The organism is Chryseobacterium sp. R2ACT005 (assembly GCF_049949215.1).
Taxonomy (GTDB): Bacteria; Bacteroidota; Bacteroidia; order Flavobacteriales; family Weeksellaceae; genus Chryseobacterium.
This window is the reverse complement of record NZ_CP188192.1, coordinates 2,929,308-2,943,651: the sequence shown is the minus strand read 5'-3', so window position 1 is coordinate 2,943,651 and position 14,344 is coordinate 2,929,308. Positions and strand designations below refer to the sequence as shown.

General features: G+C 37.7%; 11 protein-coding genes. 8 read left to right on the top strand and 3 right to left on the bottom strand.

The window, feature by feature from the left end:
* The first annotated feature begins 134 nt into the window (after positions 1-134).
* Positions 135-1,202 (top strand): DUF2891 domain-containing protein, encoded by a 1,068-nt coding sequence (locus tag ACPF63_RS13460; RefSeq protein ID WP_219072448.1) that lies wholly within the window; start codon positions 135-137, stop codon positions 1,200-1,202.
* On the opposite strand, the gene ACPF63_RS13455 is transcribed toward ACPF63_RS13460, so the two are convergent.
* Positions 1,199-1,672 carry a DUF962 domain-containing protein gene (locus ACPF63_RS13455; protein WP_426480258.1) on the bottom strand — a complete coding sequence of 158 codons (474 nt, stop codon included), beginning with the start codon at positions 1,670-1,672 and terminating at the stop codon, positions 1,199-1,201. The genes ACPF63_RS13460 and ACPF63_RS13455 overlap by 4 nt on opposite strands.
* A 74-nt stretch (positions 1,673-1,746) precedes the next feature.
* On the opposite strand from ACPF63_RS13455, the gene ACPF63_RS13450 reads away from it, so the two are divergent.
* The 7 genes from ACPF63_RS13450 to ACPF63_RS13420 all read left to right on the top strand — a co-directional run bounded on the left by ACPF63_RS13450 (position 1,747) and on the right by ACPF63_RS13420 (position 11,178).
* Complete coding sequence (locus tag ACPF63_RS13450) at positions 1,747-2,592, top strand: helix-turn-helix domain-containing protein (protein WP_426480257.1); 846 nt, start codon at positions 1,747-1,749, stop codon at positions 2,590-2,592.
* Positions 2,593-2,681: 89 nt separating this feature from the next.
* Positions 2,682-3,992, top strand: a complete 1,311-nt coding sequence (locus tag ACPF63_RS13445; RefSeq protein ID WP_426480256.1) for a TolC family protein — start codon at positions 2,682-2,684, stop codon at positions 3,990-3,992.
* Between the two features lie 24 nt (positions 3,993-4,016).
* Positions 4,017-5,135, top strand: coding sequence for an HlyD family secretion protein (locus tag ACPF63_RS13440; protein ID WP_077415022.1), 1,119 nt, complete (start codon positions 4,017-4,019; stop codon positions 5,133-5,135).
* 103 nt (positions 5,136-5,238) lie between these two features.
* Positions 5,239-6,831: an MFS transporter gene (locus ACPF63_RS13435; RefSeq protein ID WP_426480255.1), complete on the top strand. Its 1,593-nt coding sequence runs from the start codon at positions 5,239-5,241 to the stop codon at positions 6,829-6,831.
* A gap of 307 nt (positions 6,832-7,138) precedes the next feature.
* Positions 7,139-9,349: a TonB-dependent receptor gene (locus ACPF63_RS13430; RefSeq protein ID WP_426480254.1), complete on the top strand. Its 2,211-nt coding sequence runs from the start codon at positions 7,139-7,141 to the stop codon at positions 9,347-9,349.
* A 107-nt stretch (positions 9,350-9,456) separates the two neighbouring features.
* Entirely contained in the window at positions 9,457-10,287 is an 831-nt protein-coding gene (locus ACPF63_RS13425) for a siderophore-interacting protein (RefSeq protein WP_426480253.1), read from the top strand.
* Positions 10,288-10,473: 186 nt separating this feature from the next.
* A complete protein-coding gene (locus tag ACPF63_RS13420) occupies positions 10,474-11,178 on the top strand; it encodes a class I SAM-dependent methyltransferase (RefSeq protein WP_077415014.1) in 705 nt (234 codons plus the stop codon).
* 374 nt (positions 11,179-11,552) lie between these two features.
* Here ACPF63_RS13420 and ACPF63_RS13415 read toward each other — a convergent pair whose 3' ends face one another.
* Positions 11,553-12,035: a hypothetical protein gene (locus ACPF63_RS13415; RefSeq protein ID WP_426480252.1), complete on the bottom strand. Its 483-nt coding sequence runs from the start codon at positions 12,033-12,035 to the stop codon at positions 11,553-11,555.
* 64 nt (positions 12,036-12,099) lie between these two features.
* Positions 12,100-14,136 carry a methionine--tRNA ligase gene (gene metG / locus ACPF63_RS13410; RefSeq protein ID WP_426480251.1) on the bottom strand — a complete coding sequence of 679 codons (2,037 nt, stop codon included), beginning with the start codon at positions 14,134-14,136 and terminating at the stop codon, positions 12,100-12,102.
* Between the last annotated feature and the right edge of the window lie 208 nt (positions 14,137-14,344).

Below are 14,344 nucleotides of genomic sequence, written 5' to 3'. Positions count from 1 at the left end.
TTGTGTTCCAGATTTGTTTGAAATTTTTAAATAAAAGATCAAAATACATATAGGAAAGCAAAAAAATAAGTAGAGTAAACTCAAAATAGGTCCGGAAAATTGTTGAAACAGTAAATTATTTCTATTTTTAATTCATGAAAAAAAGTCTTTTAGCATTTGTGTTTTCTCCATTTCTGATGTATGCCCAGGAAGCTCCGAAACTTACAGACGAGATGGCTATGAAATTATCTGATAAGCCACTTCACTGTATCAATCAGGAATACCCGAATAAAACAGCCCATATTATCAATAATGCAGGTGAGGTTCCTTTGACTCCCAAAGATCTTCACCCTAGTTTTTATGGCTGTTTCGATTGGCATAGCTCTGTTCATGGGCACTGGATGCTGACAAGACTTTTGAAAACAAAACCCAATCTGCCTAGTGCTAAAGAAATTGAAAAAATCCTGGATGAATCATTTCAGAAGGATAAACTAAAGACAGAAGCAGACTATTTTACAAAATATCAGCTGACAGGAACTTTCGAGAGAACTTATGGATGGGCATGGATTTTAAAACTGGACGAAGAGCTTACCAATTGGGATCATCCGAAAGCTAAAATATGGCATGAGAACCTGAAACCGCTAACCGATCAGATTCTGAAATCCTGGAAAACCTATCTTCCAAAGCAAACCTATCCAAACAGAACCGGAGTTCATCCCAATACTGCATTTGCAATGGCTTTTGCTATAGATTGGGCAAGAGCTAATAAAGATAAAGAGTTTGAAAACCAGTTGATAGAAAAGTCCAAATATTTTTTCTTAAAAGACCAGAAAACCCCTGCTTATCTGGAACCGGACGGATCGGATTTCTTTTCGCCAAGTCTGGAAATTGCAGATCTGATGCGCAGGGTTCTTCCACAAAAAGAATTTGTGCAATGGCTGAGTGCTTTCTATGAAAAAAGAAGTCTGGAAAATGTTGAAAAAATTCCTGTGGTAAGTGATCTTAGTGATTATCAGACCGTTCATCTTGTGGGATTATCTTTTTCAAAGGCATGGTGTATGAAAGGGATTTCAAATGCACTTCCTGCCAACCATCCACTGAAAAAAGAATTCAGAAAAACGGCAGATGTATTTCTTGCTAATGGATTGCCTTTATTGTTTCAAGGGAATTATGGCGGAGACCACTGGCTGGCAAGTTTTGCAGTATATGCCCTGGAAGATTAATATTTGATCCCGTTTTTTTTCAGAATAAAGCCTAAAAGCCAGATAGGTCCTATCAAAAGAAACTGAAGATCTTTGAGGAAAGATGGCTTTTGTCCTTCTATTTTATGGCCTATCAACTGAAAAATCCAGGTAATAACAAATACAGAAACGTAAACGATCCATGACTGCTTTCCGAAACTGATATTGGTCAGATAAATGAAATGCTCCAGAATAAGCATGATAACAGCCATCATGATAGCCATCAAAAGAGAAAGTCTTATATAGAATAAAGTTATAAGAACAATCATAATAAGGCTAATGATGCTGACACATCCGAAATAGGAAGCGCAGAAATGAGGAGAGGGAATAAGGGATGCAAAACCTAAAACCGCCCAAAAGATTAATGGCACACAAATCCAGTGAATAAACTTGTTGGTCGCGTTTCTATGGCTTTTACTGTATTCGGCAAATAAGAGATCAACCTTTCTCATACTAATAGAAAATTGGATTGGTGCTAAAATAATAAAATTTTGTAATCACTGGTAAGATTGCTTACATTTGTCTTATGTCTGCCCTAGAAAAATTCGGAGTTGATATTTTTACGGAACGTAATATTTTCGAGCGAATAGCCGTGGGCAAACCGTTTCGTCCTGATAATCCTGCTTTTATATTTATTAAATCAGGAACTATAAAACTTTGCCAGCATTTCAGTGACCTGGAAGTTTCTGCCAACATGTTTATGGTAACCGATCCGCAGACTATTTATGAAGTGATTTCTGTGACGGACGATTTTCAGTCCAGAATGGTTTCTTACCAAAGAGGATTTATTTCGGATCTATCATTGAAATTTAACCGTCTCATTACCTATCGTTATTTCAGACAGCAAATGAATAAAGGGGTTCCTTTTCCCGAAGACGAAATGGAAGTCGTTTGGAAAAGTGTTAATTTCCTGAAATATATCCTTGATTCTGAAACAGAAATGCTTTACAAGAAAGAAATGGTAGAACATCTTTTCTCTGTTTTCTGTTATCAGATGGCTGGGATTATTTCCAAGGAAGATAACAGTTCTATGAGCCAGATGTCCAGGCAGGAAGAAATTGTATTTGTATTTCTTACTGATATTGCGGAACATCATCTTACAGAGAGAACGGTTGAGTTTTATGCCGGACGGCAGTCAATTACAACCAGACATCTATCTTCCGTAGTGAAGACCATTACGGGCAAATCTGCGAGCGAGATCATTGCTTTAATTGTCATCAATGAGGCTAAAGTGCTCTTAAACTCTTCCAGTAAACCGGTTTCAGAAGTTTCTTCTATTCTCGGATTCAGTGATCAATACTCATTTTCTCACTTTTTTAAGAAGCATCTGAAGGTAAGCCCTACACAGTACAGACATCAGTTCGAAAACTAAAATCTTACATTTGAACATCTTTTTCCAAAAATCAAACATTTGATTGATTTTGTTGTTGACCTAACTTTGCATCTGTAAAACAAGGTAAAATGACAAAGAAAATAAAAACAGCACTATCTGTATTGATAGCAGCTTTTCCTGCGCTGTTTTTTTCACAACAGATTAAGCAGATGACCGCAGGTGAGGTAGCGGAACTCGCTGTTCAGAATCACCAGCAGCTCAAAGTGTCTGCACAGAACATCGGTATTGCAAAGCAAAACACGAATGTTGTTAAGCTTCAGAAACTTCCCACAATTACGGCTTCTACAAGTCAATTCTATTTAGGGGATGCAGTAGCCATTGACAAAGATTTTTCAAATTCTACAAATGTTCCGATGCCACATTATGGAAGCTCATATGCGGTTCAGGCGACACAACTGATCTTCAAAGGAGGGTTAGTGAATAAATCTATTGAAATGGCAGGACTTCGTGAACAGCTTTCCGAACTGGATTTAGAGAAAAATAAGCAGGATGTAAAGTTTTTAGTGATTTCCAATTATCTGGATGTCTATAAAATCATCAATCAGGAAGAGGTATTTGAGAATAACAAAAAACTGGCTCAGGAACGTCTTAAAAATATCCAGAAGTTCTATCAGCAGGGGATGGTAACACGAAATGAAGTGATTCGTGGAGAATTGGCCATCAAAAATCTCGATCAGGGAATTTTAACTCTTACCAACAATAAAAAAATCCTTAATTATAATTTAAATATTGCCTTAGGTTTATCTTCTGACACAGAAATTGTTCCTACAGAGAGTTTGGAAAATAAAGAATCCGGAATAGGCATGGAATATTATACAGATCTTGCCCATGAAAGTAATCCATTGTTGAAATCTGCCAAAAAAAATATTGCGGTTGCAGATAAAAATATTGAGATCATCAAAACGGACAATGCACCTACACTGGCTGGATTTGGCGGATATACTCTACAAAGACCGATCACAACCAGAAATCCTGTTTTGGATATGTATTCAGGAGGATGGCAGACCGGAGTTTCTTTGAGTTATAACATAGATACACTGTATAAAACGAAAGAAAAAGTAAAATTAGGAGAGCTGCAAAAGAATCAGGCGAATGATGCAATGACTCTGGTACAGCAGAATGTGGATATGGGAGTGAATGCAGCCTATACAAAATATCAGGAAGCCATTCAGCAGGCAGATATTCTGAATGATTCCAAAAGACTGGCAGAAGAAAACTACAAGATTACGGAAGCCAAATATCTGAATCAGCTGGCAGTACAGGCAGAAATGATAGATGCCCAAAACCAGAAACTGCAGTCGGAACTTGATTATGCTAACGCCGAAATCAATGTTTTGTATCAGTATTACAACCTTTTGAAATCTACAGGGACACTTTAATTTTTAAAACTGAAAATCAACACAATGGAAAACAAGGAACAAACTACTCAAAATACGACACCAACTCCTGCTGCACCAAGCGCAGAGAATAAAAAAAAGAAAAATAAAACAAATAAAATCAGAGCCATCATTTCCAATATCATCGTTTTTATGGTGATCGGTTTCGGATTATTCTGGTTAATACGTGAATATTTCCATATCGGAAACAAAACCTATACGGAAGCAGCACAGGTAGAAGAATTTATCAATCCTGTTAACACAAGGGTTTCGGCATATATCAAAGAAATTAAGTTCATTGAACACCAGCATGTAAAAAAAGGAGATACACTGGTAGTCCTTGACGAACGTGAAATTCTTACACAGCTGGGACAGGCAGAAGCCGCTTATCAGAATGCGATGGCTCAAAAGACAGCCACAAGTTCTTCTGTAAATACTGTTTCCAACAATGTCAACGTTATGCAGTCCAATATTGCAGGTGCAAAAGCGAGATTATGGAATGCTGAGCAGAATTTAAACCGTTATAAAAATCTTTTATCAGCAGAAGCAGTTACAAGACAGCAATATGATCAGGTAAAAACAGAATACGATGCACAAAAAGCTGCTTATGAAACTTTAGTGAATCAAAAACAGTCAGCGAACCTTTCCACTACAGAAGTGAAAAGCAGACTGGGAATTAATGATGCTGAAATCAAAAGAACAAAATCTGCCTTGGATATGGCGAAAATCAATCTTTCGTATACTGTTATTACGGCGCCTTATGATGGAGTAATGGGAAGAAGAACTATCTCTGAGGGGCAATTGATTCAACCGGGACAGCAGGTTGCAACCATCGTTCTGAATGGTCAGAAATGGGTAACAGCCAACTTCCTGGAAAGCCAGATGCCAAATATTAAAGTAGGAGAAAAAATTTCTATGACAGCTGATGCTTTGGGAGGGAAAAAATTTGAAGGAGTTGTCACTGCTGTTTCAGCGGCTACAGGATCACGATATTCGAGTGTACCTACAGATAACTCTACCGGAAACTTTATTAAAGTGCAGCAGAGAATTCCTGTAAGAATAGAGTTTACAGCTTCCAACAAAAAAGAAGACCTGGATAAACTGAGTGCCGGAATGAATATGAATGTGAATATTAACAAAGACTAAAAGATGGAAGATATCAGATTCCAGACATTATGCGTAGGGAAAGCTAAGGTTGAATGTTGAAAGTCTGCCATCTGATATCTGAAATCTATTATCCAAAAGAATCATGTACAACAAAGGATTATATAGCGACTGGGTACCGAAACCCGTACAGCTGCTGCTGATTGTATTACTGCTTGCTGTGGTAATGCCGATTGGTGGGGTGTATACCGGGAATATCAGCTCTCTGGTAAGCGGTACCGGTGCCATGACAGAATATTTTATGTGGGCTAACTATGCAACTACCATTGGAATGGGAGCCTGTATGCCTGTTGTTCTCAGAATTAAAATGAGATTCAAAGTAAGGGATAAGATGGTTTTGCTTCTTGTTCTTTTAGGATTGCTTAGTTATGTGAACGGGACTACTTTACAGCCGGTAATCTTCATATTTACTTCTTTACTTATTGGTTTTATGAAGATGATGGTAACTATAGAACTCTTCCTGCCACTTATGGTTATGATTGGAAACCGCGGAGTGTTTTATGGGGCTTTCTATACATTCGTTCTTGTGATGAATCAGGTGGCTACCTATTATGCAGCTGAGTTTGCCCTTCTTTACAACTGGCAGCAGTTTTATCTGTTCACAGCAGTTTTATGCTTTATTTTAGCTTTAATACACTGGATTTTTATGCATAATAAATATTTTGCGTTAAAAGTTCCGCTGCATTATATTGACTGGTTGAGTATTTTGCTTTTCATTTCAACTTTTATGTTTTCAGCCTATGTTTATTCGTTTGGAAGACAGCAGGATTGGTTCAATTCGAAGAATATTATTTACGCAAGTATTACAGCTTTTGTAAGCTTTGCACTGCTTTCTATTCGTCAGCTGACCTTAAAACGACCCTACCTTTCATTCAAAATTTTTACAAAGAATAATGTACAGCATGGGTTGTTTATGCTTTTCTGGCTGGGAATGTTTTTAGGAACAGCTTCTATTCAGAATACTTTTGCGGTTGGTGTATTAGGGTATGACCAATTGACAAATACCAGACTGAGTTTACTAATGATTCCCGGAATTATCTTAGCCGGAGTCATTGCAATTTTCTGGTTTAAAAAAGAAAAACCTTTGAAAATGTATATTTTTTCCGGTTTTTCAGCAATGGTTGGATACGCCATCATCATGTACTTTTCTATGGTATTGGAATTCAGTTATGACAACTGGTATCTGCCTATGTTTTTAAAAGGCTACGGAATGTGTTCTCTGTTTATTTCCGTATGGTTTTATACACTGGATAAGCTTGAAATGGATGAAATGCTTGCTGCTATCGGGCTTGTACTGGTTTGGAGAACTTTCCTTGCAGTAGGTATTTTTTCAACACTCTATGCCTGGTTTCAATACCGTTTCCAGATTATAGCAATAGGAGATCTCGCCGTTTATATGGATGGAATGACTGTTACTCCTCAGAATGTAGCAGCCAATATGAAACCGATTCAGCTTAATGCCATCATCATAGCCACCAAAAAGATATTCGGATATATCATCTTAGTCGGGTTTGGAGTATTGATTTATGTTGCCACGCATCACTTTGGAGCAAAACGTTTTCAGTATTTCAGATTTGTGAGAGTTCTTGGCGGTAAATCTGTCATTGCGAGAAGAAGACTTCGGGAAAGAAAAAAATTATTAGAAGAAATAAAAGATGCTGCAGGACCTGCAGTATAAAAGATACCTTGTTTTTCACTAGTAAAATCCTGGTCCTTTATTGGGCTGGGATTTTACATTTTAGTAGGGAAGTTGGATGCTGGAAGAGGGAAGTTATGAAAGACGATTTATAACTATTTGTTTTATTTCAAACCTTTACTCCAAAAGAATCTATTATAACTTGTATTGATTACAGATCATCAATAACTTCCAGCTCCCTTCTTCCAGCTTCCATCTTTAAAAAAATTAAAATTATATATTTCGTTATTTTTATTCTTTCTAAATAAGGATTATCTTTGTGAGATTATAAAAATTTGAAGTAGAAAGAATGAAAAAGCAGTATGCATTCATAGGTCTTTTGGTTTCGGGGTTGATGATTTCCCAGACAGTAAAAGATTCTATAGCCTCTAAAGGTATTGAAGATGTGGTAATCGTAGCCTCCAGAAAGCCTACAAAAATCTCTGAAGTTCCGGGAACGGTTTGGGTAGTACAGAAAGAAAAGATCCAGGAACAGGCCAAAAGTGGAGTTCCAATCAAAGAGATGTTGTCGATTCTGATTCCTTCTATGGATATTGGTCCACAGGGAAGAACCAATTACGGACAGAATATGAGAGGACGTTCTGCGCTCGTGATGATAGATGGAGTTTCTCTGAATAGTATCCGTGCAATAAGCCGTCAGTTGGATGCAATAGATCCTTTTAATATCGAAAGAATTGAAGTCCTTTCAGGAGCAAGTTCAATTTATGGAGGTAACGCTACCGGTGGAATTATCAATATTATTACAAAGATTCCTTCCAAAAAAGGAATTAGCGGTGAGACTGAATTGGGTGTACGTTCAGGATTTATGGGAAAAGAGGACCATGATTTCCGTGTTGCTCAGTCTATTGCAGCTAAAGGAGACAAATTCTTCGGGAGATTGGGAGTAGCCTATCAGCAGAATGGTGGGGTGTATGGAGCTGATCAGAAACAGCTTTTTACAGATATTACACAGACGGATCTTCAGTATAACCAGTCAATTGACATCCTTGCTACTGGAGGATATCAGTTTAATAATAAACATAAAATAACAGCCTCTGTTCAGTATTATAATTCTAAATTTAATGGAGACAGAAGTTTATTTTTAGGTGAAAATCTAAGCGCATTTACTACAAAAAATGCTTCATTACTCGAAATGAGAGATGGTTTCTCATCCGATAAAAATGTTGGGACGGAGCGTTATATGGCTACTGTAGCTTATAATGGAAACGGAATTTTAGGCGGACAGGACCTGTATGTGCAATTGGCTACCCGAGGTGAAAAATTAGGATTCTATCCATTCCCGGGAAATGTTACTTTGCAGACAGGAAAAATACCTTACATGTCCTCCTCACAGCAGGATACTTATTATTCTGGGATTAAAGCTTTATTATCCAAATCATGGAGAGGACTGAATGTTACGTATGGAGCAGACTTCGATTTTGAAAAGTTTGAAGGAACCCAATCTGTTTATGATATTTCGAAAACAATGTCCAGCGGGGGCTTAGTCAACGAAACAAAATACAGTCTGGGAAGATATCCAACCAATCATTCACAGAGTTACGCCGGATATGTTCAGGCAAAATATAATATCCTGCCGAAATTACAACTAAATGCAGGAATCCGTTATCAGCATATCAATGTGAAAATGGACGACTTTGTGGGCTCAGAACAGCAGACACAGATTGCAATGGGGTATGGAAGCTCAGCATCCGCAATTCCGGGAGGTGAAAGTTCTTATAATGTGACCCTGGCCAATGCCGGATTGTTATATAAATTCAATGAACAGCATCAGGTTTGGGGAACATTTTCCCAGGGAGCAAGTTTAGCAGATCCTGCTAAGTTCTATGGTATCGGGCAATATAAGCTTGTGGGGACAAACTGGGATGTTGTATCCAGTATCAATGTAAAAGAACAGCCGCTGCAGGCTATCAAAACCAATCAGTTTGAAGTAGGATACCGCGTTAACAGAGGAGGTTTAAGAGCTCAGATTGCTGGCTTCCTGAGTAATTCTGATAAAACGGTAGCTGTAGATAAAAAGACCTTCCAGATTCTTGTGAATGATTTAAAATTAAGAAACATGGGAATCGAAGCTGAGGTTTCTTATTCCTTAAACAATGGGGTTTATTTCGGAGCAAGCGGACTTTTGATCAAATCTGAGGTAGATAATAAAGGAGAGTGGCAGAAACAGGAAATTTACAATGCTTCTCCTTCAAAATTGGTGACCTATATCGGATATAATATTAAAAACTGGTCATTCAGATTCCAGTCTTTGCAGAATTTCAAGCAGAAAGACGAGCTTAATAATGTTGTGGAAGGTTACAATACTTCAGACCTGATGATGGGATACCGATTCAACTGGGGGAAATTCAATTTAGGAATCCAGAATATATTTAATACAGATTATCAGACGATATGGAGCAAGCGTTCCCAGGTGTTGTATTCTACATATGGACTTCCTGAATTGTTTAATTATAAAGGAAGAGGAAGAACATTCAACCTTTCTTACACTTTTGAATTTTAAATATAAGATGAAGGTAAAAATGCCTTGATCTGAAAACATATTGTATTTCAAATCCAGTTTCTGAAATTGATCGGAAACCGGATTTTAATTTCAAAAAAAAATCAGTTATGGCTAAAATTTCAACAGGGCAGATTGTTGCCGAAGTAACCAGAAAAGAATACATTACTGACCATTTTATCAGAGTGTATTTGTATTCACCGGAAGTTCAGTTGTTCAAAAATACTATGGTGGGAGACAATAATAAGATTGCAGTTCCTCCAGTTGGTTTGAATGAGATTCATTTCCCGACACTGGATGAAAATCATCAGTGGACATACCCGCCTAAAGAAGTGGCTCCAGCCATCAGAACCTATACCCACAGAGGAATTGATCTGGAGAAAAACGAATTGATCATCGACTTTGTAGATCACGGAGACGGTGGGCCTGCCTCCAAATGGGTGAGGGAAGCTGAAGCGGGTTCAAAGCTTGGAGTCATGATGCGTTTGGAAGGAAAAGAACTGTATCCTGCTGCAGATTGGTATCTGTTGGTGGGAGACGCTACTGCCATTCCGGTGATCAGTGCTATTCTGGAAACTCTTCCTGAAACAGCAAAAGGAATATGTATCATCGAAGTTCATGGAAAAGAAGACGAACAACTGCTTGAAACGAAAGCCCAGATTGATTTTAAATGGCTGCACAATGCGCAACCTCAGATCAGCAGTGAAATTGCCAATGCCGTAAAAAGCATTGATCTTCCCGAAACTAAAAAATTTGGCTACGTTGCCTGTGAATTTTCAAGCGTAAAAGAAATCCGTACTTATCTGAGAAAAGAGAAAAACTGGACTTCACAGGAATTATATGCTTATTCTTACTGGAAAGCAGGTGTAGCAGAGAATGAATCGCAGGCGGACAGACATAGGGAGAAGGATTCGATGGGGCAGAAAATAGGTGATAGATAGCAGGTTTTAGGGATTAGAGAGTTTAAGGTTCAAGGTTTAAAGTTTAAAGTTTAAAGTTTTTAGTTTAAAGTTGCGGGTGACCAAGAAATGACAAGTAACAAAAACAACCAGCAACCAGTAACTCATAACCAGCAACATTCAACTAAAAACTTTGAACATTGAACCCCGAACCCTTATCTTTGCACTATGAAAGATTTAATGGGCAGAGCGATCTGGGATTATTACCACAATGAAAATCCGGAGGATCTGCAGACTGAAACATCAATTTCTGAGCTGGATGAACTTCCGGTGGATTATTTATTCAGAGATTTTGAAGAAATGAATGATATTGAACAGAAAGCACTGGACTTATCCGAAGGAAAGGTTCTGGATATCGGAGCGGGTGCAGGTTCTCATTCTTTATATCTTCAAAATGAAAGAAATCTTGAGGTAATCGCATTGGATATTTCACCAAAATCTATTGAAGTCTGCCAGCTGAGAGGAATTAAGAAAGCAGTTTCCAAAAATATGCTTGAGTTTTCAGGAGAGACTTTTGATACGATTTTATTATTGATGAACGGTACAGGAGTTTTTGAAAAGCTTGCTAAAATAGATACCTATCTTCAGAAGCTGCATACTTTATTAAATGATAAAGGGCAGATTCTCATTGACAGTACGGATATTCTTTATATGTTCGACCGCGATAAAGATGGCGGAGTGTATATTCCTGCAGGTGGATATTACGGAGAACTGGATTACATAGTTCATTATAAAGGCGAATCTGAAGAACCGATTACCTGGCTGTACCTTGATTTCAATACTTTGAAAAATGCGGCTGAAAATAACGGCTTCAAAATAGAAAGAGTTTTAAAAGACGAAGATTCTTACCTGGCAAAGCTCACTAAGAAATAATTGATAATAAGTCATTGCGAGCTGAAAGCGAAGCAATCTCAACAAATAATACATTGTCATTCTCTGAGCAGGATGGCAATTTTTGTTTTTGTACTTCTCGCTAGCCCCGATAGGAACGGTTACCCCACAGCATGCGGTTGGCTCTTTGCCAGGGGCGAGGAGTAAAAGTGGATAGCGGGAAACAGCTCCTTATTATTGTCTGAACAGATGGATGGCTCTTGCAAACGGATAGAAAGAAAACCATTCCTGAAAATAAAAATACATCAGAACAGTGGTTCCGGCACATAAAATCACTGGAAGAATATAAGATTATTCACGGTAAGGAAGTTTTTTTGGAGTTGCTAAAACGCTGATGACAAGTAAGCCCAAAGCACCTACTGCAACGACTCCAATTTCGGGACTGTATCTGGAAGTGGTGCCAAAGTCAAAATGGGAAACCAGAACATATTTTTGAAACATAAAAAAAGAAAACCAAATGCCAGTGCTAAGAAGCTTGCATGGTATTTTTTTAGTTTGACTAAATTAAGGAACAATAAAATAGACCCCGGAATTGGAGAGAAAAAAACGGAGCTGACAAAAACAGTCCTTCGAGAATAAAGCTTAACAGCCTCCGGATCTTCTGTGATATGGTCTTTCCAGACTTCTACCTCTTCTGTACGTTTTGCTTCCTCTTCTTCTTTTTTATTCTGAATCAATTGCTGAACGGCTGTTTTTTCCATTTCACTGAAAACACGTCCTCTTTCTTCCAGAATTTCAAAAGCAATCTGAACGGCTTCCGGAACAAAGCGGCTGCCTTCTTTTAAATATCCCTCTAATTCCTGATTGGAAAGCTTTCTTAAAACACTTTTATTGACCATAAGTATTATTTAAAAGAAAGGCTGTCTCTAATGAAACAGCCTGTGGTCTTTATAAGGATTTTAATTATCCGATCTCAATACCGTTCTCAACATTGCTGTCATCCGGTGTTACGAAAGATAATTTTCCGTCTGATTTTGTTGTTAATAATAACATTCCCTGAGATTCAATTCCTCTGATTTTTCTAGGAGCAAGGTTCAACAGGATCATTACCTGCTTACCGATTACTTCTTCAGGAGTGAAGCTCTCTGCAATTCCAGAAACAACAGTTCTTACATCTACCCCTGTATCTACAGTAAGTTTTAATAATTTATCTGCTTTTTCTACTTTTTCAGCCTCTATAATGGTTGCTGTTCTAAGGTCTATTTTAGTAAAGTCATCAAACGTGATCTCTTCTTTCATAGGGTTTGCGTTAGGGTTTGTTTTTTTATTGTTTTGTTTTGTGTCTTCCAGTTTTTGGATTTGAGCTTCAATTACGCTGTCTTCAATTTTTGTAAAAAGAAGAGATGATTCGTTGATTTTATGTCCTGTTTCAATTAAAACTGCTTGACTTTCAATCGTATTCCAGTCTTTCTTTTCAACGTTGAACATGTTCAATAGCTTTTCAGAGCTGAAAGGCATGAAAGGTTCACATAACTGAGCTAAAGCAACAGCTATTTGTGCTCCCACGAATAAAGACTGAGCTGCTTTTTCCGGGTTGTCCTTAATGGTTTTCCAAGGTTCTTCTGTTTGAAGGTACTGGTTTCCAAAACGGGCAAGATTCATCAATGCAGTTAGTGAATTTCTGAACTCATAATTTTCAAGGAATCCTGAGATTTCTTTTGCTGATTTATTTATTTCCTGCAATTCGGGACTGTTTACATCTCCTTGCGGAACAACACCGTCATAATATTTATGAATAAGAACAGCGACTCTGTTGATGAAGTTTCCGAAGATACCTACCAATTCAGAATTATTCTTAGTCTGGAAGTCCTTCCATGTAAAGTTATTATCTTTTGTTTCCGGAGCAGATGAAAGAAGAGCATATCTTAATACATCCTGTTGGCCAGGGAAGTCTTCCACATATTCATGAGCCCATACTGCCCAGTTTCTTGAAGTAGAGATCTTGTCGTTCTCAAGGTTCAGGAATTCAAAAGCAGGAACATTTTTAGGCATGATATAATCTCCGTGAGCCTTCATCATCGCAGGGAAAATAATACAGTGGAATACAATATTATCCTTTCCGATAAAGTGTACCAGATCACTGTTTTCGCTCTGCCAGTAATCTTTCCAGTCTTTTCCGTTTTTCTCAGCCCATTCTTTGGTGAAAGAAATATAACCAATTGGAGCATCAAACCATACGTACAATACTTTTCCTTCTGCATTCGGAAGCGGAACCGGAACACCCCAGTTCAGATCTCTGGTCATCGCACGAGGCTTAAGGCCGTCATTCAGCCATGATTTAACCTGTCCGTATACGTTAGGTTTCCAGTCGTCTTTATGGCCTTCAATGATCCACTCATTTAAGAAGCCTTCGTATTCGTTTAATGGCAGATACCAGTTCTTTGTTTCTTTAAGAATAGGAACATTTCCGCTAAGCATAGATTTCGGATTGATCAGCTCGGAAGGAGAAAGGGTAGAACCACATTTCTCACACTGGTCTCCGTAAGCATTTTCGTTACCACAATTAGGGCATGTTCCTACAATATAACGGTCAGCAAGGAATTCTCCCGCCTGCTCATCAAAATACTGCTCAGAAATTTCTTCTGTGAATTTTCCTTTTTCGTATAATACCTTAAAGAAATCCTGACTGGTTTCATAATGGTTTTTAGACGTTGTTCTTGAATATTCATCAAATGAAATTCCCAGATCAGCAAAAGATTTTTTTATGATCTCGTGATATTTGTCAACAATATCCTGAGGAGTAACTCCTTCTTTTTTAGCTCTTATGGTAATAGGAATTCCGTGCTCATCTGAACCACAGATAAACGCTACATCTTTTCCTAATCTTCTCTGAAATCTTGCGTAAACATCCGCAGGAATATAAACACCTGCCAAATGTCCTATATGAACCGGCCCGTTTGCATAAGGCAAAGCTGCCGTAATCATCTTTCTGTTTGACATTTATAGTAAAGTTTTAACTGCAAAGATAAGGAATATCTGTTGAATACCGCTATTGATGGTGTTATTATGACGCAGAATGCAATTTTATAAGGTTAAATATGAATTTAAGTTAAACGGTTGTTTAACTAAATATTAATTTAACACAAATACTATGCAATACATAAGACGGTGCAAATTATTGAAATTTAAAAAACTAACTAAAAAGTGT

Coding starts and splice junctions, on each gene's coding strand:
- metG (WP_426480251.1), bottom strand. CDS start 14,136: ATGTCAAACAGAAAGATGATTACGGCAGCTTTGCCTTATGCAAACGGG.
- ACPF63_RS13425 (WP_426480253.1), top strand. CDS start 9,457: ATGGCTAAAATTTCAACAGGGCAGATTGTTGCCGAAGTAACCAGAAAA.
- ACPF63_RS13460 (WP_219072448.1), top strand. CDS start 135: ATGAAAAAAAGTCTTTTAGCATTTGTGTTTTCTCCATTTCTGATGTAT.
- ACPF63_RS13455 (WP_426480258.1), bottom strand. CDS start 1,672: ATGAGAAAGGTTGATCTCTTATTTGCCGAATACAGTAAAAGCCATAGA.
- ACPF63_RS13440 (WP_077415022.1), top strand. CDS start 4,017: ATGGAAAACAAGGAACAAACTACTCAAAATACGACACCAACTCCTGCT.
- ACPF63_RS13435 (WP_426480255.1), top strand. CDS start 5,239: ATGTACAACAAAGGATTATATAGCGACTGGGTACCGAAACCCGTACAG.
- ACPF63_RS13430 (WP_426480254.1), top strand. CDS start 7,139: ATGAAAAAGCAGTATGCATTCATAGGTCTTTTGGTTTCGGGGTTGATG.
- ACPF63_RS13450 (WP_426480257.1), top strand. CDS start 1,747: ATGTCTGCCCTAGAAAAATTCGGAGTTGATATTTTTACGGAACGTAAT.
- ACPF63_RS13420 (WP_077415014.1), top strand. CDS start 10,474: ATGAAAGATTTAATGGGCAGAGCGATCTGGGATTATTACCACAATGAA.
- ACPF63_RS13445 (WP_426480256.1), top strand. CDS start 2,682: ATGACAAAGAAAATAAAAACAGCACTATCTGTATTGATAGCAGCTTTT.
- ACPF63_RS13415 (WP_426480252.1), bottom strand. CDS start 12,035: ATGGTCAATAAAAGTGTTTTAAGAAAGCTTTCCAATCAGGAATTAGAG.